This is a genomic window from Streptomyces sp. NTD107, from assembly GCF_059510435.1.
In genome coordinates, this window is sequence record NZ_JCAJZV010000014.1 from 92,106 (window position 1) to 116,936 (window position 24,831).

Below are 24,831 nucleotides of genomic sequence, written 5' to 3' on the forward strand. Positions count from 1 at the left end.
TCAGCCGTCCCCCGCCTCGCGGTAGGCGTGCGGGGTGTGGCCGGTGTGGCGGCGGAAGACCCGGGTGAAGTACGCGCGGTCGCGGAAGCCGACCGCGCGGGCGATGGTCTGGATGTTGTCGTCGCTGTTCCGCAGCCGCGCCTTGGCCTGGCGAATCCGCAGCCGGGTCAGGTAGTCCCACAGGGTCAGCCCGATCTCGCGGTGGAACAGCCGCCCCAGATGGTCCTCGCTCATGCCCGCCGCCCGCGCCACCTGCCAGCGGGTGACGCGCTGCCGGTAGTGCGACTCCAGATAGGCGAGCGCCGCCCGCACCGGCGCGGGCGCCGGTTCGGTGCGCTGGGTCATGGCGGCCAGCAGGGCCGCGGTCTCCGGCTCGGTCAGCACCTCGCGCCCCAGCAGCACCAGCCCCGGATGCGGCTCGGCGCGCCGCACATCGGCCGCCGTGAAGCCGTGGTCGCTGAGCATCAGGACCGGGGTGGCGGCCGGCCCGCCGGTCAGTTCACGGGCCTGATCGACCAGGTCGAAGCCGTCCATGTCGGGCAGTACCCGGTCGGTGATCAGCAGCGCGGGCGGCTGCCCGGCGTCCTCGGCCAGCAGCGCGAGCGCGGTGGTGCCATCGGCCGCGGCCCGTACCGTACGGCCCGGCAGCACGCCGGTGAGCAGCCGGCGCAGCGACTCGCGGCCGGCCGGGGCGGCGGTGGCGATCAGCGCGGGCAGGGTCAGCCCGGGCGGGCGCAGCGCGGTGAGGGTGGCGTGCAGATCGGGCGCGCCGAGGGCGGCGGGGTCGCCCCCGTACAGCAGGAACGGGGTGTGCCGCAGCGCCGGGTGGTCGTGCAGCCTGCTGATCATCGACCACTCCTGGGGGCGGGCGTGGGCGGCGTCCCAGGCGATGGCGGCGGGGCCCGGCGCGGCGGTGAGGGTGGCGAGGTCGTCGTCGGGGTGGAGGCGGTGCGGCAGCAGGCCGTGGCGGCGGGCGAGCGCGGTGAGTTCGGGCGGCGCGGTGGGGGTGGCGGCGGCGATCAGCAGGGTGCGGCCCGGCCCGGGCGCGGGGTCGGCGGCGGGGGCGGGCAGCGGGAGTTCGAGGACGAACGCGCCGTCGGCCGCGCCGAAGCCGAGCGCGCCGCCGTGCAGTACGGCGAGCCGGCGGGCGATGGCCAGGCCGAGGCGGGATCCGGGCTGGCCCGCGGCGAACGGCTGGAAGAGCTGGTCCGCCTCGCCGGGCGGCACCGGCGGCAGGGCGGGGGCGGTGAGCCGCAGCACGAGGTACGGGGGCCGTACGTCGGCGGTCAGCCGGCTGCCGGGACCGGCCGCCGCGCGGTGCAGATTGCCGAGGATCTGCCGCAGTCTGGCCGGGTCGGCGGCGATGGCGGGGAGCCGGCGGGGGAGCCGTACGGTGCACTCCGCACCCCCCGTCTCGATCAGGATCGGTCGTGGATCGATCAGCTGGCGATTGAGATCGAGCGCGTCGATCTCGGAGCGGGACAGATCCAGCAGATCGTCGATCAGCAGCAGCAGCCGCGCGGCGTCCGCGTGCGCCGGGTCGCCCGGCCGGACATGCCGCAGGATCGCCTCGACGGGGGTCCGCAGTTCGTCGGTGGCGTTGTCCAGCAGCCGGGTCTTGCGACGGCTCGCCCGCTCGGCGGCGTCCCGGGCCCGGCGCACCTCCTCGAACAGCCGCACCCCCTTGAGCGCGGCGCTGATCTGGTCGCCCAGCGCCCGGAACAGCGCCCCGTGCCGGGCGGCGGCGTGCCGCGGGCCGGCGTCGAAGAGCGCGTAACCGAGCTGCTCGGCGCCGATGTGCAGCGGTTCGAGGACCGCCGTCCAGCGCTGCTGCCCGCCGCCCGGGACCGGCGGCAGCACCGGCAGCGTACGGGCCGCCTCGCCGAGCAGCAGCCGGCCGCCCGGGATGCCCAGCGGCGGCAGTTGCCGCTCCAGGGCTGCGGTCAGCGCGGCGATGCCGGTCACCGTGGTCAAAGCGGTGGCCAGCTCCTGGAGCCGGCGGGCCTCCTGCTCCTTCGTCCAGCGCTCGTACTCCAGCAGCCGCCGCGACTTGTCGGCCACCATCAGCCGCGCCTGACCCAGCAGCCGCTCGCGGCGCGCGCCGCCGGGGAACGGGGCGGCCGTGCGCAGCGCCAGCAGCGCGCGGTCCCACTCGGCGGCGTGCTCATAGGTGTGGATGCGGCTGGAGATCAGCCGCTCCAGACCGGCGAGGAACGCCGTACCACCGGCCTCCTCCAGCGCCGGGGACAGCTCGGCGAGCGCACCCGGCAGCTCGTACGGCCGCTGGTCGCCGGCCGTTTCCACCTCACCCACCAGGGGCGAATGGCAGCCGCAGGACCGGCGGGTGACCAGGGTGCCGGGCACGGCGCGCCGGGCGGGCGGCGCGGTGCCGCGCAGCCGGGCCAGCAGGGTGTCCACGGCGAGCGCGCCGAGTTCGCCGAACGGCAGCGCGACGGAGGTCAGCGGCGGATCGCTGATCTGCGCCTCGATGGAGTCGTTGAAGCTGATCAGCGCCACCTCCTCGGGGACCCGGATGCCCCGGTGGGTGAGGAAGCGCAGCGCGTCGGCGGCGAGCGCGTCGCTGCACGCGATGACGGCGTCGAAGTCGCGGCCCGGGCGCAGCCCGCGCACATCGAGCAGCACCCGCATGGCGGCGGCCCCGGCGCCCGGCGCGAAGTCGACGGAGGCGGCGACCAGGGCACGGTCGTACGGGACGCGGTGCCGGGCGAGGGCGTCCGTATAGGCGCGGAACCGGTCCACGGACACCGGGTTGGCGAGCGGTCCGCGGATGCAGGCGAGCCGGCGGCGGCCGTGCTCCCCGGTGAGATGGCCGACCGCGCGGCGCATGCCGGTGTTGCTGTCAAGCAGCAGCGTCTCGTGGTCGTCCAGGGCGCGGTTGAGGCTGACGACGGCGGGGAGCGCGGCGAGGCGTTCGGTGAGCCGGCGGCCGGCCGGGGCGGTGCCGGGGGCGGCGGGCAGGCCGAGGGTGGAGGTCCAGCAGATGGCGCCGTCGAGGCGGTCGGGGGAGATCAGCCGGTAGAGGGCGTTGCGGGCGGCGCCGTCCGCGCCGTCCGGGCGGATCGCGCCGCCGGGGAAGCACAGAAGGTTGACGTCATTGCGCTCGGCGGCCTCCAGGACGCCCGCCCACAGGGTCGCGCCGACGCCGAGGTGGATGTTGGCCGTGACGAGGCCGATCGTGGGCCGGGGCTGACGTCGTGCCATGGCCATGGAGGGCTTCCTCGTCCGCCGTGGGAAACGTGCAGAGGAAGATAACCCCATGACCGTACCCGGACAAGGCCGCGGCCGGTCCGGGTACGGTCGTCGTACGTGTCGGGCGTCAGGTGTCAGGTGTCAGGTGTCAGGTGTCAGGTGTCAGGTGTCAGGTGTCGGCTGCCGGGGGTCAGATCCTCCCGACGCCCGCTCCCGACTGGACGATCGACTTGACGCTGGACGCCGAGTCGAGGCTGTAGCCGTACGGAATGCTGTTCACCGAGCCGCCCGCCTGCCCGGAGCCCGAGTTGACGAAGTGGTTGTTGCGGGCGACGAGGGTGCCGGCCGGGGACGCGGCCTCACCGAGGTGGAAGGGGTCCTTGGTGTTCTCGAAGTAGTTGCCCTCGACCAGGACGCCGGCTTCCTTGGTGGAGGCGACGCCGTAACTGGTCACCCCGCCGTAGTAGTTGTTGTAGACGTGCACGGGGTTGCCGAAGCGCACCCGGGGGTTGCGCTGGTTGGTGCCGTCGAACCAGTTGTGGTGGTAGCTGACCCGCAGCTTGCCCCGGTCCTCGGCGGCGTTGCCGTCGTCGTGGCCGAGCAGCAGCGTCTTGTCGTGGTTGGAGAGCCGGTTCCACGACACGGTGATGCTGTCCGAGGCCCGCTTGATGTCGATGAGGCCGTCATAGGCGTTCGACAGCGTGTTGTGGTCGATCCAGACCCGGGTCGAATACTCGACGTTGATCGCGTCGTCGTTCGAACCGCTGAAGGTCAGGTTCTGGATGATGACGTTGGAGACCCGGGAGACATTGAGGCCACTGCCGGTGATCCGGCCGTTGGTGCCGACCCCGATGATCGTCTTGTTGGCGGCCACCTTGGTCATCGAGCTGAGCTGGATGTTCCCGTTGACCTGCACCTGGACCGCGCCACTGCGCTGCACGGCCTCGATGAACTGGCTGGCGTTGGTCACGGTGACCGTGGTGCCGCCGGCGCCGCCGGTGGTGCCGGCCCCGAAGCCGGTGGGGGTGCCCACGGCGAGGGTCGACACGGTGTCCTGCGGCACCTCGGCGGCGCTGCCGCTGGAGGCGGTCAGCGCGCCCAGCGTGGCCACGGCGGTCACGATGGCCCCGATCGAGGCCAGCTTGAACCTTGCGCTCGTCCTGCGCATGCGATTCTCCGTCCGGATGTGGGGGGTGGGATGGAGTGGGGGGATGGGCCGCGCGGCTCGGCACTACACGTGCGATGCCTTGATGCTAGGGCGCAACCCTGTGGACGATGACGGGCCGCCTGTGGACTATTGCGCGCTTGTGTTGTGATGCGGCGGCGCGGGCGAGGCACACTGGACATATGTGCAGAAGCATCAAAACGCTCCGCGCCCCGATGACGCCCGAGGTCACCGAGGACGACATCAGGGCGGCGGCACGCCAGTACGTACGCAAGGTGTCCGGCTTCCACGAACCCGCGGCACACAACAAGGAAGTGTTCGAGGCGGCGGTGGACGACATCGCGCACGCCACCGAACAGTTGCTGGCACAGCTGCGGGTCAAGGGCTCGCACCCGGCCCGGGTCAGGTGACGGGGAGCAACGTCCGGTAGTCGCCGCCGTTGCCGCCGTTGCCGCCGTTGCCGCCGTTGCGGGCCGGCGTGTCCGCGTTCCCGCCCCCGTTGGAGTCCAGGCGGCGCCGCGTCGCCACGTTGATCAGACGCGCGTAACCGTCGGCCGCGGACACCGCACCCGGCGTCATCCCGCCCAGCGGCCCCCCGAGCGCCGGTGCACCCACCGCGAGACCCCCGCCGACAACGGCGACTCCACTTCCCACGGTCGCTCCTCGCCCACCCAGCCCGTCATCCTGCCCAAGTGGCCCCGCACCGGGCCAACTCGGGCAGGACCCGGGCCCCGTCACAGCGCGGCGAGTTCGTCCGCCAGATCGTCCAGGCCCAGCGAGCCCAGCGACAGGGCCGCCATGTGCCACGCCTTCAGATCGAAGGCGCCGCCCGCCGCCGTACGCGCCGCCTCACGGCCGGCCAGCCAGGCGCGCTCGCCGAGCTTGTAGCTGATCGCCTGGCCCGGCATGCCCAGGTAGCGGGTCAGCTCGGAGCGGGTGTACTCCGGCTCCGTACCGGTGTGGGTCATGAAGAACTCGGTGGCCAGCTCGGGCGTCCACACCTCACCCGGGTGGTAGCTCTCGCCCGCCGGGACCTTCAGCCCCAGGTGCATGCCGATGTCGATGATCACCCGCACCGCGCGCAGCATCTGACCCGAGAGGTAGCCGAGCCGGTGCGCCGGATCGGTCAGATAGCCCAGCTCGTCCATCAGCCGCTCCGCGTACAGCGCCCAGCCCTCGGTCGCCGCGCTCACCGAGCCGACGCTCACCTGGTAGCGGGAGAGCCGCTCCTGCACCAGCACCCACTGCGCCAGCTGGAGGTGGTGGCCGGGGACGCCCTCGTGGTACCAGGTGGAGACCACGTTCCACACCGGGAACCGGGTCTCGCCCAGCGTCGGCAGCCAGGTACGACCGGGGCGGGCGAAGTCCAGGGAGGGGCGGGTGTAGTACGGGGCCGCGGCGCTGCCGGGCGGGGCGATCCGGGCCTCCACCCGCTTGATCGGGTCGGCCAGATCGAAGTGCGTACCGTCCAGGTCGCGGATCGCCCGCTCCATCAGCTCCTGGAGCCAGACCCGCATCTCCTCCTCGCCGTCGATCGCCTGGCCCTTCTTCTCCAGGTGGTGCATCGCGGCGAACGTCGACTCGCCCGGCAGGATCTCGGCCGCCACCGCGCGCATCTCGCGCTCCAGGCGGTGGAACTCCTCCCAGCCGTAGGCGTACGCGTCCTCCAGGTCGAGGTCGGAGCCGGTCCAGCGGCGGGCGGAGAGCAGGTAGCGCTCGCGGCCCACCGCGTCCGGGGTGCCGGCCACGGCCGGCAGGTAGTCGTCGCTGAGATATGCGCGTAGATCTGCCAGCCCGGCGGTGGCCGCCGCCGCGCCGGCGGCCAGTTCGGCGCGCTGCGCCTCGGGGCCGCCGGCCGCGAAGGTGCGGTACCAGTCGGACTCCAGCCAGGTGTCGAGCTGTTCGATGACGGTGGTCACCTGGCGCGGCGCGGCGTTCAGGCCACGGGCGGTGCCGGCCCGGAGGGAGGCGGCGTACCCGCGCAGCGCGGCCGGTACGTTACGGAGCCGGCGGCCGATGACCGCCCAGTCCTCGTCGGTGGCGGTGGGCATCAGGAGGAAGACGGAACGCTGCTGCTGCACCGGGGAGAAGAGGTTGCTGACCTGCCGCAGATTCTCGCCGGCGTCCTCCAGGGCGAGCGAGGCGGTGAGCCGTTCGCGCAGCAGCCGGGCGGCGCGCCGCTCGTCGGCGTCGTCCGCCTCGGCGGTGTCCAGCGCGGCGAGGGTGGTCCGCTCAAGCCCGGCGAGGGCGGCGTGGCCGTCCGGGGAGTAGTCGGGGAAGTCGTCCGCGCCGGGCGTGACGCCGAGTTGGGTGGCGATCACCGGGTTCAGCTCGACGAGCGCGTCGACGTAGCCGTCGGCGATCCGGCGGGGGGTGGGGGTGGGCGAGTCGGAATGCTGCATCGTCCCATCCTGTGCCACCCGGGGGACAAAGGGAAGGAAACCTTGTTCGCCCCGGGGCGGGGGCATGGCGGTGCGGCTGCGGTGCCGGGTGGTGGCCCGCCGCGACCCTCACCATAACCTGTCCGGACAACTAATACCTTTCCGCGCCCTGCGACCCCGGCCACCCCCGTACGTCACCGGCGGGACGAGGGGAGAGAGGGCCTGATGTTTTGGCAGGGGAATGCCCGGCGGTATTTACTTGTTCAGACAAGAACTCGCTGATCGACGATCTCGGAGGAGACCTCCCCATGCCCAAGGCATTCGAGCCCTACCACCTGGGCGGCACCCGCCTGGCCAACCGCATCGTGATGGCCCCGATGACCCGCAGCCGCGCCTACGGCCCCGGCAACACCGCCACGGACCTCATGGCCACCTACTACACCCAGCGCGCGACCGCCGGCCTGATCATCACCGAGGGCACCCAGCCCTCCGCCGTCGGCCAGGGCTACCCCGACACCCCCGGCATCCACACCGCCGAGCAGATCGCCGCCTGGCGCAAGGTGACCGACTCCGTACACGCCGCGGGCGGCATGATCCACCTCCAGCTCATGCACACCGGCCGGATCGGCCACCCCACCCTCAACGGCCTGAACCCGGTCGCCCCCTCCCCCGTCGCCGCGCGCGGACAGGTCTACACACCCGAGGGGCCCAAGGACTTCGTGACCCCGGTGGAGCTGACCGGGGCCGGCATCGCCGACACCATCACCGACTTCGCCACCGCCGCCCGCAACGCCATCACCGCCGGCTTCGACGGCGTGGAACTCCACGGCGCCAACGGCTACCTCATCCACCAGTTCCTCGCCCCCAACTCCAACCTGCGCACCGACACCTGGGGCGGCACCCCCGAACGCCGCGCCCGGTTCGCCATCGAGGTCACCCGGGCCGTCGCCGAGGCCATCGGCCCGGACAAGGTCGGCTTCCGGCTCTCCCCCGCCAACCCCTACAACGACCTCGCGGAGACCGACCCGGTCGACACCGAGACCACGTACACCGCGCTGGTGGCCGGCCTGGCACCGCTCGGGCTCGCCTACCTCCACCAGATGGAGGCCCCCGGCATCCGCGACCTGACGCTGCGGCTGCGCAAGCAGTGGCCCGGCAGCTACCTCCTCAACCCGTTCACCGGGCAGGAGCTGACCGGCCCCGGCGAACTGGCCCTGATCGAGGACGACACCGCCGACCTGATCGCATACGGCGGCCTGTTCCTGGCCAACCCCGACCTGCCGGCCCGGCTGCGCGCCGGCGGCCCGTTCAACACCCCCGACCCCGCCACCGCCTTCGGCGGCGACGAGCGCGGCTACACCGACTACCCGACGCTGGGCTGAACCCGGCCGGGCGGCGGGCGGACGGGGCCGCCTACAGTGGACCCAGCATGAGCAGCGATCACGGACAGCTACCCTCCGCCGCCCGGCGCGGCCCGATCAGCCACGCCGTCTTCCGCCTCGCCCGCGCCCACCGGATGCTGGCCGGCCAGCTGCTGCGCCGGGTCGGCCTGCACCCCGCCCAGGAGCTGGCCATGATGGAGGTGTGGGAGAACGGCCGGATGCGCCAGGTCGACCTCGCCCAGCGCCTGGGCGTCGACGCCGCCACCATGACCCGTACGGTGCGCCGCCTGGAGCAGGCCGGCTTCGTACGACGGGTGCCCTCCGCCACCGACAAGCGCTCCATCCTCGTCGAGCCGACCGCGGCCAGCCTCGCGCTGTGCCGGCAGGTCGAGGACCTGTGGGCCGAGCTGGAACAGTTCACCAACAGTGGCCTCAGCGACGCCGAACAGGACCAGTTCCTCGCCCTGCTCAAGCGGGTCGAGGCCAATCTGACCCGGCACACCGCGGACGCCGAGCGGGACGGCTGACCAGCTCGTACTCGACCTCGCCGTGTTCGGAGCCCGGGATCGCCTCCGGCCAGTCGCCGAAGTAGCGGCGCACCAGCCGCAGTCCGGCCTTCTCCATGACCCGGCGGGAGGCGGCGTTGACCGCCATGGTGTTGGCGGTGACCCGCTCGGCGCCGAAGCCGGTGAACGCGGCGGCGACCAGCGCCCGGGCGCCCTCGGTGGCAAAGCCCTGACCCCAGGCGGTACGGGCCAGCCGGTAGCCGAGTTCGACGACGGCGGCCCGGTCCGGGTCCACCGGCCGCAGTTCGAACCAGCCGAGGAACGTACCCGTCGCCCGGTCGTGCGCCGCCCAGAAACCGGGGCGGCCGGCCAGGCACGGATAGCGGCGGGCCAGCCGGGGCAGGGTCCGGGACCGTACCGTCTCCGGGGTCGTCGGCCGGCCGCCGTTGATGTACCGCATCACCTCGGGGTCGTTGTCGAGGGCGAGCACCAGTGCCGCGTCGGACGCGGTCCCGGTGAAGGGCCGCAGGGTCATCCGTTCCGTGTCGCGCGTCACCGGGCTTCGTGGCCGTGCGTGTGGGTGGCGATCGCGCCGATGATTTCGGGCCACAGCTCCCGCGGCCGGTCGTGCCCCATGTCGGGGATCAGCAGCAGTTCGGCGCCCGGGACCAGCTCCGCGGTGCGCCGGCCGCCACTCGGGTCGATCAGGGTGTCGTCCAGGCCGTGGATGACCAGGGTGGGCACGCGGAGCGTACGGAGCGCGTCCGCGCGGGGTCCGCTCAGGATCATGGCGCCGAGCTGGCGGCCGAGCTGGTGCCCCGCTTCCTCGGGGCGGTACGCGCGGTCGTAGCTCCGGGCGGCCAGGTCCCGCAGTTCGGCGGCGTCGCCGTAGCGCCGGGAGGACCACACCAGCGCCCGGTCCGCCGCCGCGACGTACCCCGCGCGGTCGGCCGGCTTCGGGGCGGACAGCGCGGCCCGGGCCTCGGGGGTGGACTGCCCGTACCCGCTCTCGCCGGTCGAGGACATCATCGAGGTCAGCGTCAGCACCCGCTCCGGGTGGTCGATGGCCATGGTCTGGGCGATCATCCCGCCCATCGACGCCCCCACCACATGGGCGCGTCCGATGCCGAGCGCGGTCAGCAGGCCCAGGCCGTCCTCCGCCATGTCGCGCAGCCGGTAGGGGGCCATGGCGCGGGCGGCGTCGATGTCCCCCGCGCCGACGGTCGCCATGAACCGCCCCATGTCGACGGGGTGGTCGTCGAACGTGGTGGACAAGCCGCTGTCGCGATTGTCGTACCGGATCACATGGTGGCCACGCGCGGCGAGCGCGCCGCAGAAGTCCTCGTGCCAGGCGATCATCTGGGCGCCGAACCCCATCACCAGCAGCACCGGTGGATCGCCGGGATCGCCGAAGCTCTCGTACGCGAGGGAGAGTGCGGGGGAGACGGCGGCGATCGGCATGCCCCGCATCCTGCCAGCCGGGCCGGAACGGGAGCATCCGATTTCTGCGGCCCGGATCGCGCGGTCGCCGGGTCCTGTCCGCCGGATCTCCGCGGGCCGCGCCGCCGGCTGCGGACGGCACCTCCCGGCCATGGGGTATCCCCTGCTCGAAGAGCTTGGGGAGGGCTGGGGGGAGACAAGGCCCGATCCACGAAGGTCCGGAGGAGGCAGCCTGGGGCCTGTCCGATGGTCCCGCCTGGCCCGCACCGCCCGGCACCGGGGGCACCTCCCAGGCCCCCAAGGGCCTGGGGGAACCTCGCCGCACTCCGCTTCGCTCCGTCCATGCTCTCTTGAGACACCTGGGAAGCAGAGCTGCCGAGACGCCCAAGTAGCCCCTCCCCAAGCTCTTCGAGCAGGGGATACCCCATGGCCGGCAGGTGCCCCCCGCACCAGACGCCGCGGGCCCAACCGGCGCTATCCCTCAGACAGGCCCTAGGTGTCGTAGTCGACCTCGACGGTCGCCGTGGCCGGGTGCGACTGGCACGGGAGGATGTAGCCGGCGGCCAGTTCGTCCTCCTCCAGGGCGTAGTTGCGGGCCATCCGCACCTCGCCGCGCAGCAGCCGGGCGCGGCAGGTGCCGCAGACGCCGCCCTTGCAGGCGTACGGGGCGTCGGCGCGGTTGCGGAGCGTCGTCTCCAGCACGGTTTCGCCGGGGTGGGGTGGCCAGGTGGCCCGCTGGCCGCCGAGGGTGGCGGTGAGCAGTGCGCCGGGGGTGGGCGCGGGCGCCGGGGCGGGCGAGGGCGCGGTGGGCTCCGTACCGGCGTGGAACAGCTCAGCGTGCACTCGGGCGCGCGCCACCCCGAGCGAGCGCAGCGCCTCACGCGCCGCCTCGATCAGCCCGAGCGGGCCGCACAGATACCAGGCGGCCACCTCCGCCACCGGCAGCAGCGCGGGCAGCAGGGTACGCAGCCGGTCCCGGTCGAGGCGGCCGGTGGCCGGGCCGGTGTGCCGCTCCTCGCGGGTGAGGGCGTACAGGAGTTGCAGCCGCCCGGGGTAGCGGTCCTTCAGTTCGGCGGTGGCGTCCAGGAACATCGTGGCGGCGGCGGTGCGTTCGCTGCGCAGCAGCGTGAAGCGGGCGGCCGGGTCGCGGGCCAGGGCGGTGGCGGCCATCGACAGCACCGGGGTGATGCCGGAGCCGCCGGTGATGGCGACCGCGTGCCCGGCTCCGCCGCCGCTGGCGGCGCGCAGGGTGAAGCCGCCGGCCGGCGGGAGGACCCGCAGTGCGTCCCCCTCGGCGAGGTTCTGCACCGCGTGGCCGGAGAAGGTGCCGCCGGGGATGTGCCGGATGCCGATGGTGAGTTCGCGGACCGGGCGGCCGGGGGCGGGGGCCGGGGAGGAGACCGAGTACGTGCGGCGCAGCTCGGTGCCCGCCGGGTCGTGGTGACGGATCGTCAGATGCTGGCCCGGGGTGTACCGGAACCGCTCGCCCAGCGGCTCGGGCACGGCGAGGGTGAGCGCCACCGCGTCGTCGGTCAGCTGCTCGCGGCGCGCGATCCGCAGCGCGTGGAAGACCGCCACCTCAGATCTCCTTCATGTGATCGAACGGCTCCTGGCAGTGCGCGCAGCGCCGCAGCTCCATGCAAGCGGTGCCGGAGAACCGGCTGATCAGGGCGGTGTCGACCGCGTCGCAGCGTGGACAGCGCAGCCCGAGGGAGAGCGGGACGGCGCCGCCGCCGCCCGCCCGGGGCGGCGCGATGCCGGCCGCCCGCAGCTTGTGCCGCCCGTCCTCCGAGATGTCGTCGGTGGACCACGGTGGGGTCAGCACCGTGACCACCGTCACCTCGGTGACGCCCACCGCGCGCAGTGCGGCGCGGATGTCCTCGGCCATGGTCTCCACCGCGGGACACCCGGTGTAGGTGGGCGTCAACTCCACCTCGGCCCGGGCCGGGCCGGTCAGCCGCACGCCGCGCAACACGCCCAGCTCGGCGAGGGTGACCACGGGCAGCTCCGGATCGGGCACCGACCCGGCCACCGCGTATGCCTCCCTCTCGGTCACCACCTCGGTCACTCCCTCGGTCACCACCTCGGTCACCATCTCGGTCACCATCTCGCCCCCGGGTGACTGCGGTGCAGATGCTGCATTTCCGCCAGCAGGCGGCCGAAGGGTTCGGTGTGGATGCCCTGCCGGCCGGCGCCCGCCGACCAGGGGGTCGGGGGCGGCAGGGCGGCGGGCGGGGTCAGGGTCGCGGCGCGCAGGGTGGCGGTGACCCGCGCCAGCCACGGCGCGGCCAGCCCCTCGCCGCAGGCGACCAGCTCCGCGACGTACGGCCACAGCGCGTCCACCGCCCGCTGCGTCCGCGCGTGGCTTTCCGCCGTGCCGTCGCCGAGCCGCAGCGTCCAGTGCTCGGCGTGGTCCCGGTGGTACGCCGTCTCGCGCACCGCTTTCGCGGCCAGCGGCAGCACCGGCGCCAGTTGCGCGTAGCGCAGCTCCTGCCACACCGAGAAGTACAGCTGCCGCACGATGGTGTGCGCGAAGTCGCCGTTGGGCTGCTCGACCAGCTGCACATTGCGGAAGCCGCGCTCCTCGCGCCGGTACGCCAGTTCGTCCTCGTCGCCGGCCAGCGACAGCAGCACCCGGGCCTGCCCCAGCAGGTCGAGCGCGATGTTCGCCAGCGCCACCTCCTCCTCCAGCACCGGGGCGTGGCCCGCCCACTCGGCCAGCCGGTGGGAGAGGATCAGCGCGTCGTCGCCGAGCCCGAGCAGTTCCTCGCGGTCCACGCCCGCGCTCACAGGTGCTTCACCCCGTCCGGGATGGTGTAGAAGGTCGGATGCCGGTACGTCTTGTCGGCGGCCGGTGCGAAGAACGGGTCCTGCTCGTCCGGTGACGACGCGGTGATCGCCGCCGCCGGCACCACCCACACGGAGATGCCCTCGCCGCGCCGGGTGAACAGGTCGCGGGCGTTGCGCAGCGCCAGTGCGGCGTCCGGGGCGTGCAGGCTCCCGGCGTGGGTGTGCGACAGGCCGCGCCGGCCCCGTACGAACACCTCCCACAACGGCCAGTCGGTATCCGTACCGCTCACGCTGCCACCTCCCGCTTCCTCGCGTACGCCGCCGCGGCGTCCCGTACCCACGCGCCCTCGGCGTGCGCCCGGCGCCGCTGCGCGATGCGCTGCTCGTTGCAGGGACCGGCCCCGCTCAGCACCGCCTTGAACTCGGCCCAGTCGATCGGCCCGTAGTCGTGGTGCCCGCGCTCCTCGTTCCAGCGCAGCGCGGGGTCGGGCAGCGTCAGGCCCAGACTCGCCGCCTGCGGAACGCAGATGTCCACAAATCGTTGGCGAAGCTCATCATTGGAGTGCCGTTTGATCTTCCAGGCCATCGATTGCCGGGTGTGCGGCGACTCGGCGTCCGGCGGCCCGAACATCATCAGGGACGGCCACCACCAGCGGTCGATGGCGTCCTGCGCCATCTCCCGCTGCGCGTCGGTGCCCTTCGCCAGCGCCAGCAGCAGCTCGTACCCCTGCCGCTGATGGAACGACTCCTCCTTGCAGATCCGCACCATCGCGCGCGCGTAAGGACCGTACGAGCAGCGGCACAGCGGCACCTGGTTGGTGATCGCCGCCCCGTCCACCAGCCAGCCGATCGCGCCGACGTCCGCCCAGGTGAGGGTGGGGTAGTTGAAGATCGAGGAGTAGCGCTGCCGCCCCTCGTGGAGCGCGTCGAGCAGATCGGCGCGCGCCACCCCCAGCGTCTCGGCGGCGCCGTACAGATACAGGCCGTGCCCGGCCTCGTCCTGCACCTTGGCGATCAGGATCGCCTTGCGGCGCAGCGAGGGCGCGCGGGTGATCCAGTTGGCCTCGGGCTGCATGCCGATGATCTCGGAGTGGGCGTGCTGGGCGATCTGCCGCACCAGGGTGGCGCGGTACCGGTCGGGCATCCAGTCGCGCGGCTCGATGCGTTCGTCGGCGGCCAGCGTCCGCTCAAAGGCTTCCGGGTCCGTCATGGAACGGTCTCCCCTCCGTCAGTCCCGCTGCCGACCGATCGTTCGGTCTGATGGTGGACGGAGGGCACGAACGTGTCAAGGCGGCCTCCCGCCGGGTACCGTGCACGGGTCAAGCATGTGCAGTCTGGGGGAGCCGGCGAGGCATGGTGCCAACCGATCAAGCAGATCCAACCGAATCCGTACGGCTCAGCAGCCTGTCGCTGCCCGCGCGGCTGGTCATCGCGCTCGCCATCGGGGGCCTCGCGGTCTTCGCCGCCTGGCACGCCCTCGCGGCGTTCCTCTTCGTGGCCCCGGCCAATACGGTCAGCAAGGACCACGGGGCGGCCATCCGCGGCTACATCTATCCGGAGTTCGAACAGAACTGGAAACTGTTCGCGCCCAACCCCCTCCAGCGCAATGTCGCCGTCGAGGTACGCGCCGAACTGACCGACCCGGCGACCGGCAGCACCGAGACCACCGACTGGATCGATCTCACCGCCATCGACATCGCCAACATCCGGCACCAGCCGCTCCCCAGCCACACCGCCCAGAACGAACTGCGCCGCGCCTGGGACTTCTACGTCTCCACCCACGACGACGACGGCGCCCCGCGCGGACTGCGCGGCGAACTCTCCGAGCAGTACGTCACCCGCATCGCGCTCCTGCGACTCGGCCAGGACCTCGGCTACGACCTCGCCACCGTGGACCGCATCCAGCTGCGCTCGGCCACCACCCGCGTCCAGGCACCCGCCTGGAGCGAGGAGAACATCGACACCACCACCGGCTACCAGGAGCTGGAGTGGCGCACGGTCAACGCCGAGGACCTGCCGGGCGGGAGGAACACCCAGTGAGCACACCGACCCACGACGTCCCCTCCCCCTTCGCCGGCCTCGGCAAGAAGTTCGACGCCGCCCTCGGCCGCGGCATAGGCCACATCACCCGCCGCGCGCTCGGCCCGTACCAGACCGCCGTCGTACGGATCGGGTTCGCCGCCACCTGGCTGATCTTCCTGCTGCGCGAATGGCCGCACCGCGCCGAGCTGTACGGCCCCGACAGCCCCTGGGGCTGGGACATGGCGCAGCGGCTGCTCGCCGACAACGGCGCCTTCACCGTACTGATGTGGTCGGACTCCACCCTCTGGTTCGAATTCGTGTACCACGCGGCGATCGCCGCCTGCGTCGGCATGCTGCTGGGCTGGCGCACCCGGCTGACGACCGTGCTCTTCATGCTCGGGGTGCTCTCCCTCCAGAACCGCAGCATCTTCATGGGCGACGGCGGCGACAACGTCATCCATCTGATGTCGATGTATCTGGTGCTGACCCGCTGCGCCCAGGTGTGGTCACTGGACGCCCGCCGCCGCGCCCGCCGACTGCCGGAGCACACCCACCGCGCCGACCGCGCCGACATCGTCATCTGGTCACTCACCGGCGCCGCCCTGCTGGCCGCCCTGGCCACCGGCAAGCTCACCAGCCCCATCTGGTCACTGTTCCTGGCCGGGCTGTGGCTGGTGTACGGGGCCTGGTGGCTGCTGGAGCGGTACGCGCCGGGCGGCGAGCCGCGCACCGTCGCCGACATCCTCGGCAACCTGATCCACAACGCGACACTCCTCGTCATCATGTTCCAGGTCTGCCTGATCTACGCCACCGCCGGCTGGTACAAGATCCAGGGCTCCCGCTGGCAGGACGGCACCGCCGTCTACTACCCGATGAAGCTCGACTACTTCACCCCGTGGCCGGCGCTCACCGACCTGCTCAGCAACAGCGGGCTGATGGTGATGGCCTTCAGCTACGGCACCGTCTTCGTACAGATCGCGTTCCTGTTCGCCCTGCTGAACCGGCGGGCCAAGAACGTCCTGCTCTTCCTGATGATCGGCGAACACATCGGGATCGCCGTCCTGATGGGACTGCCCTTCTTCTCACTCGCCATGATCGCCATGGACGCGGTGTTCCTGCCCACCGCGTTCCTGCTGTGGCTGGGCTCGCGCACCGGGCGCGTACGGGACAAGGTGCTGCGCCGCCCCCCGACACCGCAACCGGCCCCCGCCACGCACGTACCGGCCCCGATCCCCCCGCAGACCCCGCGCGAGACCCCCGCCTGGGCGGACCGGCCGTGACCGACACGGTCCTGCTGGACGGCTTCCACGCCCTCAAACACGCCCTGCGGTTCGACGCCCACATCACCCGCGCCCTGACCACCGACAAAGCCGCCGCCCTGGAGCTGACCCGGCAACTCGCCCCCGACCTGACCGCCCGCATGACCGGCCTCCTGACGGAAACCGACGCCGCCGGGCTGGCCACCCTCACCCCCCGCCCGCACCCCACCGGCGTCGCCGCCCTCGCCGTACGCCCCACCCAGCACCTCCCCGACACCGGACGCACCGCCCCCACCATCGTCCTGGACAACCCCCGCCACCTCGGCAACATCGGCGCCGTCATCCGCCTCGCCGCCGGCACCGGCGCCACCGGCGTCATCACCACCGGCACCACCGACCCCTGGCACCCCCAGGTGGTCCGGGCCGCCGCCGGCCTGCACTTCGCGCTCCCCGTCACCCGCCGCGCCGGCCCCGCCGAACTGCCACCGGGCCCGCTGTACGCGCTCGACCCGGACGGCACCGACATCCGTACCCTCACCACCCCCATCCCCCCGGACGCCCTGCTCGCCTTCGGCTCCGAACGCCACGGCCTGTCCCCCGCCACCCGCGCCCGCGCCACCCACCTCATCGCGCTCCCCATGCGCCCCGAGGTCTCCAGCTACAACCTGGCCACCAGCGTCGCCATGACCCTCTACTCCTGGCTCGCCACCGCCACGCCCGCGACGCGCCCCGGCCCGCCCGATCCGCCGAACTGAGCCCACCCGCCGCGATGCTATGACGCGTGACGGCGAACGGCGGCGGCAGCGGCGGCAGCGGCCAGCGGGTACGCGGCTTCCCCACCCACGGCGTGTGGCGGCGCCCCGCCCTCCACTGGACCGACCTCCTGGTGGCCGCCGCCCTGCTCGGCCTGCTCTACGGACTGCTACGCCTCGCACCCGCCCTCAACGCGCCCTTCCTCCCCGACGCCGCGCCCTCCACCGTCTCCACCGACCCCGCCCACCTCCCCTACTACGCGGCCCGCTCCCTGCTGCGGATGTTCATCGCGCTGCTGCTCTCCCTGCTCTTCACCCTCACCTACGCGACGGTCGCCGCCCGGGTACACCGGGCCGACCGCGTCATGCTGCCGGTCCTGGACATCCTCCAGTCCGTCCCCGTGCTCGGCTTCCTCTCCGTCACCGTCACCGCCTTCCTGCGCCTGTTCCCCGGCTCGATCCTCGGCCTCGAATGCGCCGCCATCTTCGCGATCTTCACCGCCATGGCCTGGAACATGACCTTCGCGTTCTACGCCTCCCTCGTCTCCCAGCCCCCCGACCTCGACGCGGCGGCCCGGCTGCTGCGGCTCACCCGCTGGCAGCGGTTCTGGCGCCTGGACGTCCCCAGCGGCATGATCCCGCTGATCTGGAACGGCATGATGAGCTTCGGCGGCGCCTGGTTCTTCCTCGCCGCCTCCGAATCCATCTCCGTCCTCGGCCACCACTACGCGCTGCCCGGCCTCGGCTCCTACGCCGCCACCGCCATCGGCGCCGGCGACCTCAACCAGGTCGGGCTCGCCATCGCCGTGATGGCCGTACTCGTGATCGGCGTCAACGCCCTCTTCTGGCGCCCGCTCACCGTCTGGTCCGAACGCTTCCGGCTCGATGAGATCCCGCCCGCCGAACGCGTCCGCTCCCGCTCCCTCGTCCTGGACATCCTGCGCCGCTCCACCCTCCCCGCGCTCCTCGCCCGCCCGCTGCGCCCGGCCGCCACCGCCGCCGACCGCGCCACCCACCCCCTGGGCCGCACCCCCCTGGCCACCGCCACCGGGCCCGGCCGCCGCCGCGTCCTGCTGCCCGGCGCGGCGGCGCTGCTGGCGGCGCTCGGCGGCTGGCGCGCGCTGACCTACCTCCACCACACCGTCGGCCTCGGCGAGATCGGGTACGCGCTCGGCCTCGGCGCGCTGACCTTCGCCCGGGTCGTCGTCCTGCTGATCCTCGCCACCCTCATCTGGGTCCCGATCGGCATCTGGATCGGCCTGAACCCGTCCGTCACCCGCTTCGCCCAGCCCGTCATCCAAGTACTCGCCGCGTTCCCCGCCAACCTCCTCTTCCCGTTCGCCGCCGCCCTCTTCCTCGCCTGGCACATCCCGCTCAACCTCGGCGCGATCGCGCTCATGGCGCTCGGCGCCCAGTGGTACATCCTCTTCAACGTCATCGCCGGCGCCGCCGCCATCCCCGCCGACCTGCGCGAGGCCACCACCAGCCTGGGCGTGCGCGGCACCGTCCGCTGGCGCGCCTTCCTCCTCCCCGCCGTCTTCCCCTCCTACGTCACCGGCGGCATCACGGCGGCCGGCGGCGCCTGGAACGCCTCCATCGTCGGCGAGGTCGTGCAGTACGGCAGCCACACCCTGACGGCGACCGGCCTCGGCGCGTACATCACCCACGCCACCGCCACCGGCGACTTCCCGAAGATCCTGCTCGGCATCAGCGTGATGGCCCTGTACGTCGTCGCCGCCAACCGCCTGCTGTGGCGCAGGCTGTACGCGCTCGCCGAAACCCGCTACCGCCTGTGAGGCCCCTGCCATGCGCGAACCCGGCGCGATCCTGACCGCGGACTCCGTCACCCAGACCTTCATCGCCCCCGGCGGCCGGGCCGTGCCCGTACTCGACGGAGTGAGCTTCAACCTCGCGGACGGCGAAATCGTCGCCCTCCTCGGCAAGTCGGGCTCCGGCAAGTCCACCCTGCTGCGCTGCGCCGCCGGCCTGATCACCCCCTCCTCGGGAACGGTCAGCCGGCGCGGCTCCGTCGCCATGGTGTTCCAGTCCTTCGCACTGCTGCCGTGGCTCACCGTGCAGCAGAACGTCGAACTCGGCCTCCAGGCCCAGGGCGTACCGCCGGCCGAGCGGCGCGAACGCGCCCTGCGCGCCATCGACATGATCGGCCTGGACGGCTTCGAGGGCGCCTACCCACGCGAACTCTCCGGCGGTATGCGGCAGCGGGTCGGCTTCGCCCGCGCCCTGGTGGTGGAACCGGACGCACTGCTGATGGACGAACCGTTCTCGGCGCTGGACGTCCTCACCGCCGAGAACCTGCGCAGCGAACTCCTCTCACTGTGGGAGGGCCACACGGCACCCGTACGGTCCGTGCTGCTGGTCACCCACAACATCGAGGAAGCGGTGCTGCTCGCCGACCGGGTCCTGGTGCTGTCCGACAACCCGGGGCGGATCCGGGCCGAGTTCACCGTCGACCTGCCGCGCCCGCGCGACCGGCACGGCGCACGCTTCGAGGAACTGGTCGACGCGGTGTACGACGTACTGACCGGCCGCGAGGAAGAACCCGGCCCCGCCGCCGCCCCGCCACCCGCCCCCACCCCCATCAGCAGCCCCCTGCCGCGCGCCTCGGTCGGCGGCATGGCCGGCCTGCTGGAAATCCTCGGCGCGCGGGGCGGCGAGGACGGCCTCGCCGAAATCGCCGAGGCCCTGACCTTCGAGATCGACGACCTGCTGCCCCTGGTGGACGCCGCCGTCCTCCTCGGCCTGGCCCGTACCGCCCGCGCCCGCATCGAACTCACCGACGCGGGCCGCGAATTCACCGCGGCCGGCATCCTGCGCGGCAAGGAACTCTTCTCCCGGCACGCCCTGGACCGCGCACCCCTGGTCCACGCGATCGTCCAGTCCCTGCGCGCCGCCCCCGGCCACACCCTGCGCGAGGACCTCTTCCTGGACCTCCTCCACCGCGGCTTCACCCCCGAAGAGGCCCGCACCCAACTGGGCATCGCCATCGACTGGGGCCGCTACGCCGAGCTGTACGACTACGACAGCGACACGGCCACCCTCACCCTGGAGGAACCCACGGGCCCCTGACCGGCCCGATGATCCCCGCCAACCCCACGGCACAGGCCACCCCACCCACGAAGAACAGACCACCGGAGATGGGATGAGCACGTACGGATCACCCCGGCCCCCGCTCCAGCGCCCACCGCTCCACCCCCACCGACTCACCGTCCGACGCGGTCGGCCCTCCCCACCCCTGGCAGCACCTCCACACCACCGCCGCGACCCTGCTGCGTCGCCGCGCCCTGGCGGCTGTACTCAGGCAGTACCGAGACTCCTGACCCTCTCTCCAGCGGGCAGGGCGGGCTACCGCTCGAAGCGGAAGCCGAACAGGCCGCCCTCCTCGTAGGAGTCCTCGATCACCGGCTCGATCACATAAGGGTCGGCGGCAAAGCCACAGCGCCGGGCCTTGTCGAGGTCGTCCTCGTTGATGGTGACGATGTACTGCATTCCCTCCTCCGCCGTGATCTCCGCCGCCATCTCCAGCGCTCGCGTCAGCTGGCGCTCATCCACCCCGTCAAAGATGTGGCTGTCATGCACCAGGAAGTCCGGGCCGCGTTCCTCGCGATGAGCGATCACCGCCATGGTGAGGTCGAAACAGAGAATGGACATCTTGTGGATGCCATGGCTCGCATCGCTGCTGATCTTGGGCTCGATCTTCAGACTGCTCTTTCCAGGTCCGATGTACAGGTATGACCGGTCATCGCCGTACAGCCGACTCACCAGCCCATTGAAAAGCACGATGGCCCGGTCGACTTGCTGCTGTCGCTCCCGCAGATCCGTCTCGACTTCCCGTTCCAGCTCCAGCCGGGCCGTATCGATCTCCCGGCTGCTGTCCTCCACCGTCTGCGCGACCTCAAGCCGGTGCCGCAGTGCGGCCAGTTTGGCCTCCTCCTGCGCCAGCAGCTTCTGCATCGCGGTCAGCCGGTCCAGCGCCCCGCCCTCGCTCAGCTCCTTGAGCACCGTACTCAGCTCCGTGTCCAGCCGTGCCCGCTCGTCCTTCCGGGCCGCCAGACCCTGCCGAGCCGCCTCGATCTCCGCTCCAAGGTAGGTACGCCGATTCCTGACCACGGCCGCGTGGAAGGCCCGCACCTCGTCGAACGTCCGCAAGGTGGCTTGCGGCAGTGCGACGCCGAGTTCACCGTATGCCTGCTCCAGGTACCGCACCTCAGGGTCGACCGCCTCCGCCACCGCCTTCTCCAGGTGGTCGAGGTTGCGCCGGTCGATCACATCGAGGCTGCCGAGTTCCTGGATGCGGCGCGCCAGCTCGTCGGCTTGGTCCTTCAGTTCTTCATACTGCGGTACCACCCGGAACGCGCCGATCTTTCCCCGGAGTTCGTTGATCCTCGAACTCCGCACCGCGATCTCGCCCCGGAGGTCGGCGGTCTTGCCGATGACCTTGCCCCACACCGGGTCGTCCACGGCCCTCTTCAGCTGATCCCGTGTCGCCTTCTTCGCCGCGATCTCCTGATACCGGGCGGCGAGAGTGAAGTCCAGGCCGAGCAGATAGGCGAGGTTGGGGGTCGTCTTGGCCTCGGCCTGACGGGAGTGGCTGCGCACCGCCTCGTTGAAACCGTGATCCCCGACCTTGCGCATCAGGAAAGCAAGCAGGATCCGCCCGCTGACTCCGGGATGCTTTCCGGTGAGGCCGAAGAGATGGCGCTCGATGAGTACCCGCCACTCGGAGAGCGACACGGTCTGCTCATCCTCGCCCGCCAGGGCGAACAGCCCTTGGGACGCGGCTTGGTGTGCGAGCGCCGGCCGAAGGGTGAGCTGTCTCGGGTCCTTCCCGGACCGGCCCACACTCAGCTCCCGCCCCAGGCCCGGCCAGTCCAGTCCCAGGGTGAATGTCGTGTGGCGCAGCGCCCGGTGAGCGGCCAGATGCTTGTTGCCGTCTGCCCCCAGCAGGAAGTGCAGCAGCTCGATCAGGCTCGACTTTCCGGAGCCGTTCCGGCTGTCGGTCTCCTGCGACACCGATGTCGTACGGGCTACGAGCAGGTTCAGTCCGGGCCTGAAGCTGACCGTCTTGAACCGCTCATCGTCAGCGCTCAGCCGGCGCAGCATCGAGAGCCCTCCTGATCAGCAGATCGTCCTTGAGGTGCACAAGACCGAGTGCGTGCAGGGCGTCCAGCGCGAGAACGAACCACCCGAAGGAGATGGGGGCGGGGTGGCCGTTGCGGCTCCGCCACTCCTTCAGCCGTGTCCATGCCTGGCTCACGGTGAGAGGGTGTTCCAGCAACAGGATGACCTGAGCACCAACAGCCAGCAAGGCGCGATCAGGGGCGATTCCCTTGGTGGGAGTGATCACGGGTTTCCGCCCTCCAGCGCGGGTGCCGGCCGCCAGTCGGCCGGTGGCACCTCAAAGATGTCGCACTCGTCGAAGAAGTACGCCAGGACTGCCTTGGCCGCCTCGTCCCGGTCCCACCGGGGAGCCTCCTGACCCAGAACGTAGCGCTGCATCTGCCACAGGATCTCGTCCGTGTCCTCGCCGAACTCGTGGCGCATCCGAGCGTAGTACGCGCTGAATCCGGCCGCCGTCTCATCCCGCTCCCGCAGGTCGATCAGCCCCTGGTAGTACTGCTCGACCAGATAGACATACGGCCGCCCCGCCTGGAGCACTGCCCGGGCCGGCTCCGAGAGCGCGTTGAAGTCCATCTTGAAGGTCGTGGGCAATCCGACGGGTGATGGTGCGCCGGTGGCCCTCCGGCCCTCGGCAAGGTGTTGGAGAAGCGGCTCGATCTCGGCCATGCCGATGCGATATACCACCCGGTCGACGGGGATCGTCTCGTCAAGCAGCATCTCCATCTTGGGAAGATCGAGGTACATCGCCTCGTGCCACAGCTTCTGGGGTCCCACCTGCTGGAAGGAGATGCCCGGATGGTCCCGGCCAGCGTCCATGAGCAGCCCCGAGACCAAGGGGTGGACGCCGCCTCGCTGGTCGTTGTGGACGAATACGAAGGTTTCGAACTGTCCGGAGCGCTGCCGGACGGCGCTCGCCACGTCCTTGCGGAACTTCTGCCGGACGGAGGACGCGTCCAGGCTCTCGGGCGCGTAACAGGCGTACAGGGTCCGTGTCCTCGTGCGCAGGCCGTCCCCTCCGAGATCACCGAGAGGCCCGGCCGTCCGGATCGGGATGTAGTCGTCGTGGCACAGCTCCATCAGACGATGGAACAGCTTCTCGAACTCATTGCCGGAGCTGGTCGCCATTGCCATCCGGAATCTACTGTGCGCGTACTGCCTCTGGTGCGGGAGCACCGGTTCCTCCCCCTGTGCGTTCTTTCATCTACGCACCGTAGTGGAACCCCGGTCACTTGGACAGGTCTTTGCTTTCTTCGGCGTCCGCCGCCCGCTGACGCGAATCCGGCGGAAGGTGGCAGGCAGCACCGTTCCGGGGGTGGGGGGTGGGTTCATAGCGTCGGGGGGTGAACAAGTTTCTGTTGAGTGTCCATGTGCTGGCGGCCATTCTCGCGATCGGCCCGGTGGCGGTCGCGGCCAGCATGTTCCCCCCGTACGTGCGCAAGGCCGTGGCCGATCCGGACGATCAGCGGGTGGCGGCCGTGCTGGGGCTGCTGCACCGGATCTGCCGGGGGTACGCGGCGGTCGGCGTCGCCGTGCCGGTCTTCGGGGTGGCCACCGCGATCGGCCTCGGGGTGCTCACCGATGCCTGGCTGATCACCTCGATGGTGCTGACGGCCGCCGCCGCGGCGCTGCTGCTGGGGCGGGTGCTGCCCGTACAGGAGCGGCTGCTGGCCCCGGAGGGGGAGACCGCGCTCAAGGGGAGCCGGCAGCTGGGGATGACGGTGGGGATCTTCAACCTGCTGTGGGCGGTGGTGGTGGTGCTGATGATCGTGCGGCCGGGATCCACGACGGGCGTGTGATCAGTTCCGCGCCGCGCCCTCCGGCGTCCTCGCGCGGAAGGCGCTGCGGTACGCGCGCGGGCTGACGCCCACGATGCGTTTGAAGCTGTCCCGGAAGGCGGTCGGCGAGCCGCAGCCGACATCCACCGCGATCCGTTCCACCGGCCGGTCGGTGGTCTCCAGCAGGTACTGCGCCTGCCGGACGCGGGTGCGGTGCAGCCAGCGCAGCGGGGTGGTGCCGGTCTGGTCGCGGAACCGCCGGTTGAGGGTGCGCACCGAGATCGCGGCGCGGCCGGCGATGTCGGCGAGGGTGAGTTCACGGTGGGCGTTCTCGCGCAGCCAGCCCAGCAGCGGCTCCAGCGAGGCGCCGTCCGGGGCGGGCGGCTCGTGGTTGATGAACTGGGCCTGGCCGCCGTCCCGTTCCAGCGGACTGACGGCGCAGCGCGCCGTGTCGGCGGCGACCGCCGCGCCGAAGTCCCGCCGGATCATGTGCAGGCACAGATCGAGGCCGGCGGAGGCACCCGCCGAGGTGAGGGTGCGGCCGTTGTCGACGTACAGCACATCGGGGTCGACGGTGATCGCCGGGTAGCGGGCGGCGAGCAGGCCGGTGCCCATCCAGTGCGTGGTGGCGCGCTGCCCGTCGAGCAGGCCGGTGGCGGCCAGCAGGAACGCGCCGGTGCAGATCGACGCGACCCGCGCGCCCCGGTCGTACGCGGCGCGCACCGCCTCCCGTACCCCCGGCGGCAGCGGGTCGGCCGGCTCGTCGACGCCGCTGAGCACCACCGTGTCGGCGTCGGCCAGCGCGTCCAGGCCGTGCGCGACCCGGATGGTGAACGGGCCCGAGGCCACCTCGGCGCCCGGCGACGTACCGCACACCAGCACCTCGTACGCGGGCCGCCCGTCGGGCAGCCGGGCCCAGCCGAAGGCGTCGACGGGGTTCGACAGGTCGGACGGGACGACCCCTTCGAGGGCGACCACCGCCACCTTGTGGGGTACGGGTACGGCCATAG

The 24,831-nt window shown here is 72.0% G+C and carries 24 protein-coding genes; 9 read left to right on the plus strand and 15 right to left on the minus strand.

Annotated features, from left to right (window positions below; genetic code table 11):
• Both AC5WRL_RS23665 and AC5WRL_RS23670 read right to left on the minus strand, forming a co-directional pair.
• Positions 1–3,222, minus strand: coding sequence for a substrate-binding domain-containing protein (locus tag AC5WRL_RS23665; protein ID WP_496090664.1), 3,222 nt, complete (start codon positions 3,220–3,222; stop codon positions 1–3).
• Between the two features lie 178 nt (positions 3,223–3,400).
• Entirely contained in the window at positions 3,401–4,378 is a 978-nt protein-coding gene (locus AC5WRL_RS23670; RefSeq protein WP_496090665.1) for a pectate lyase family protein, read from the minus strand.
• Between the two features lie 179 nt (positions 4,379–4,557).
• Here AC5WRL_RS23670 and AC5WRL_RS23675 point away from each other — a divergent pair, with 179 nt between their 5' ends.
• Positions 4,558–4,785: a DUF2277 domain-containing protein gene (locus AC5WRL_RS23675; protein WP_496090666.1), complete on the plus strand. Its 228-nt coding sequence runs from the start codon at positions 4,558–4,560 to the stop codon at positions 4,783–4,785.
• Here AC5WRL_RS23675 and AC5WRL_RS23680 read toward each other — a convergent pair.
• Positions 4,778–5,029, minus strand: a complete 252-nt coding sequence (locus AC5WRL_RS23680; RefSeq protein ID WP_496090667.1) for a hypothetical protein — start codon at positions 5,027–5,029, stop codon at positions 4,778–4,780. The genes AC5WRL_RS23675 and AC5WRL_RS23680 overlap by 8 nt on opposite strands.
• A gap of 80 nt (positions 5,030–5,109) precedes the next feature.
• Positions 5,110–6,777 (minus strand): DUF885 domain-containing protein, encoded by a 1,668-nt coding sequence (locus tag AC5WRL_RS23685; protein ID WP_496090668.1) that lies wholly within the window; start codon positions 6,775–6,777, stop codon positions 5,110–5,112.
• Between the two features lie 287 nt (positions 6,778–7,064).
• Here AC5WRL_RS23685 and AC5WRL_RS23690 point away from each other — a divergent pair, with 287 nt between their 5' ends.
• Positions 7,065–8,138, plus strand: a complete 1,074-nt coding sequence (locus AC5WRL_RS23690) for an alkene reductase (protein ID WP_496090669.1) — start codon at positions 7,065–7,067, stop codon at positions 8,136–8,138.
• A gap of 47 nt (positions 8,139–8,185) precedes the next feature.
• On the plus strand, positions 8,186–8,665 hold the full coding sequence (locus AC5WRL_RS23695) for a MarR family winged helix-turn-helix transcriptional regulator (protein ID WP_496090670.1): 480 nt from the start codon (positions 8,186–8,188) through the stop codon (positions 8,663–8,665).
• Here AC5WRL_RS23695 and AC5WRL_RS23700 read toward each other — a convergent pair.
• The 7 genes from AC5WRL_RS23700 to paaA form a co-directional block, all read right to left on the minus strand.
• A complete protein-coding gene (locus tag AC5WRL_RS23700) occupies positions 8,607–9,200 on the minus strand; it encodes a GNAT family N-acetyltransferase (RefSeq protein ID WP_496090671.1) in 594 nt (197 codons plus the stop codon). The two genes, AC5WRL_RS23695 and AC5WRL_RS23700, sit on opposite strands and share 59 nt — an antisense overlap.
• On the minus strand, positions 9,197–10,105 hold the full coding sequence (locus AC5WRL_RS23705; protein ID WP_496090672.1) for an alpha/beta fold hydrolase: 909 nt from the start codon (positions 10,103–10,105) through the stop codon (positions 9,197–9,199). Before AC5WRL_RS23705 ends, AC5WRL_RS23700 begins: the two co-directional genes overlap by 4 nt.
• 471 nt (positions 10,106–10,576) lie before the next feature.
• A complete protein-coding gene (locus tag AC5WRL_RS23710) occupies positions 10,577–11,662 on the minus strand; it encodes a 2Fe-2S iron-sulfur cluster-binding protein (RefSeq protein WP_496090673.1) in 1,086 nt (361 codons plus the stop codon).
• A gap of 1 nt (position 11,663) precedes the next feature.
• Positions 11,664–12,191 carry a 1,2-phenylacetyl-CoA epoxidase subunit PaaD gene (paaD, locus tag AC5WRL_RS23715; RefSeq protein ID WP_496090674.1) on the minus strand — a complete coding sequence of 176 codons (528 nt, stop codon included), beginning with the start codon at positions 12,189–12,191 and terminating at the stop codon, positions 11,664–11,666.
• On the minus strand, positions 12,185–12,874 hold the full coding sequence (gene paaC / locus AC5WRL_RS23720; protein WP_496090675.1) for a 1,2-phenylacetyl-CoA epoxidase subunit PaaC: 690 nt from the start codon (positions 12,872–12,874) through the stop codon (positions 12,185–12,187). Before paaC ends, paaD begins: the two co-directional genes overlap by 7 nt.
• Positions 12,871–13,164, minus strand: coding sequence for a 1,2-phenylacetyl-CoA epoxidase subunit PaaB (gene paaB / locus AC5WRL_RS23725; RefSeq protein WP_496090676.1), 294 nt, complete (start codon positions 13,162–13,164; stop codon positions 12,871–12,873). Before paaB ends, paaC begins: the two co-directional genes overlap by 4 nt.
• The gene (gene paaA / locus AC5WRL_RS23730; protein WP_496090677.1) at positions 13,161–14,084 is read right to left on the minus strand and encodes a 1,2-phenylacetyl-CoA epoxidase subunit PaaA; all 924 of its coding nucleotides are present in this window, start codon (positions 14,082–14,084) and stop codon (positions 13,161–13,163) included. The genes paaB and paaA overlap by 4 nt, the downstream gene beginning before the upstream one ends.
• 143 nt (positions 14,085–14,227) lie before the next feature.
• On the opposite strand from paaA, the gene AC5WRL_RS23735 reads away from it, so the two are divergent.
• Genes AC5WRL_RS23735 through AC5WRL_RS23755 form a run of 5 tightly spaced genes read left to right on the plus strand, consistent with a single transcriptional unit; the run spans position 14,228 to position 19,994 of the window.
• Entirely contained in the window at positions 14,228–14,914 is a 687-nt protein-coding gene (locus AC5WRL_RS23735) for a DUF5819 family protein (protein ID WP_496090678.1), read from the plus strand.
• Positions 14,911–16,176: an HTTM domain-containing protein gene (locus tag AC5WRL_RS23740; RefSeq protein ID WP_496090679.1), complete on the plus strand. Its 1,266-nt coding sequence runs from the start codon at positions 14,911–14,913 to the stop codon at positions 16,174–16,176. Before AC5WRL_RS23735 ends, AC5WRL_RS23740 begins: the two co-directional genes overlap by 4 nt.
• Positions 16,173–16,910: a TrmH family RNA methyltransferase gene (locus AC5WRL_RS23745; RefSeq protein WP_496090680.1), complete on the plus strand. Its 738-nt coding sequence runs from the start codon at positions 16,173–16,175 to the stop codon at positions 16,908–16,910. Before AC5WRL_RS23740 ends, AC5WRL_RS23745 begins: the two co-directional genes overlap by 4 nt.
• Before the next feature lie 26 nt (positions 16,911–16,936).
• The gene (locus AC5WRL_RS23750) at positions 16,937–18,703 is read left to right on the plus strand and encodes an ABC transporter permease (protein WP_496090681.1); all 1,767 of its coding nucleotides are present in this window, start codon (positions 16,937–16,939) and stop codon (positions 18,701–18,703) included.
• 10 nt (positions 18,704–18,713) lie between these two features.
• Positions 18,714–19,994, plus strand: a complete 1,281-nt coding sequence (locus tag AC5WRL_RS23755; RefSeq protein ID WP_496090682.1) for an ABC transporter ATP-binding protein — start codon at positions 18,714–18,716, stop codon at positions 19,992–19,994.
• Positions 19,995–20,270: 276 nt separating this feature from the next.
• Here AC5WRL_RS23755 and AC5WRL_RS23760 read toward each other — a convergent pair whose 3' ends face one another.
• Genes AC5WRL_RS23760 through AC5WRL_RS23770 form a run of 3 tightly spaced genes read right to left on the minus strand, consistent with a single transcriptional unit; the run spans position 20,271 to position 23,171 of the window.
• The gene (locus AC5WRL_RS23760; RefSeq protein ID WP_496090683.1) at positions 20,271–22,028 is read right to left on the minus strand and encodes an ABC-three component system protein; all 1,758 of its coding nucleotides are present in this window, start codon (positions 22,026–22,028) and stop codon (positions 20,271–20,273) included.
• A complete protein-coding gene (locus AC5WRL_RS23765) occupies positions 22,006–22,272 on the minus strand; it encodes an ABC-three component system middle component 6 (RefSeq protein WP_496090684.1) in 267 nt (88 codons plus the stop codon). The genes AC5WRL_RS23760 and AC5WRL_RS23765 overlap by 23 nt, the downstream gene beginning before the upstream one ends.
• Positions 22,269–23,171, minus strand: a complete 903-nt coding sequence (locus AC5WRL_RS23770) for an ABC-three component system protein (protein ID WP_496090685.1) — start codon at positions 23,169–23,171, stop codon at positions 22,269–22,271. The genes AC5WRL_RS23765 and AC5WRL_RS23770 overlap by 4 nt, the downstream gene beginning before the upstream one ends.
• Before the next feature lie 215 nt (positions 23,172–23,386).
• Between AC5WRL_RS23770 and AC5WRL_RS23775 the strand changes: the two genes are divergently transcribed.
• The gene (locus AC5WRL_RS23775) at positions 23,387–23,842 is read left to right on the plus strand and encodes a hypothetical protein (RefSeq protein WP_496090686.1); all 456 of its coding nucleotides are present in this window, start codon (positions 23,387–23,389) and stop codon (positions 23,840–23,842) included.
• Here AC5WRL_RS23775 and AC5WRL_RS23780 read toward each other — a convergent pair whose 3' ends face one another.
• Entirely contained in the window at positions 23,843–24,829 is a 987-nt protein-coding gene (locus AC5WRL_RS23780; RefSeq protein ID WP_496090687.1) for a GlxA family transcriptional regulator, read from the minus strand.
• Positions 24,830–24,831: the final 2 nt, after the last annotated feature.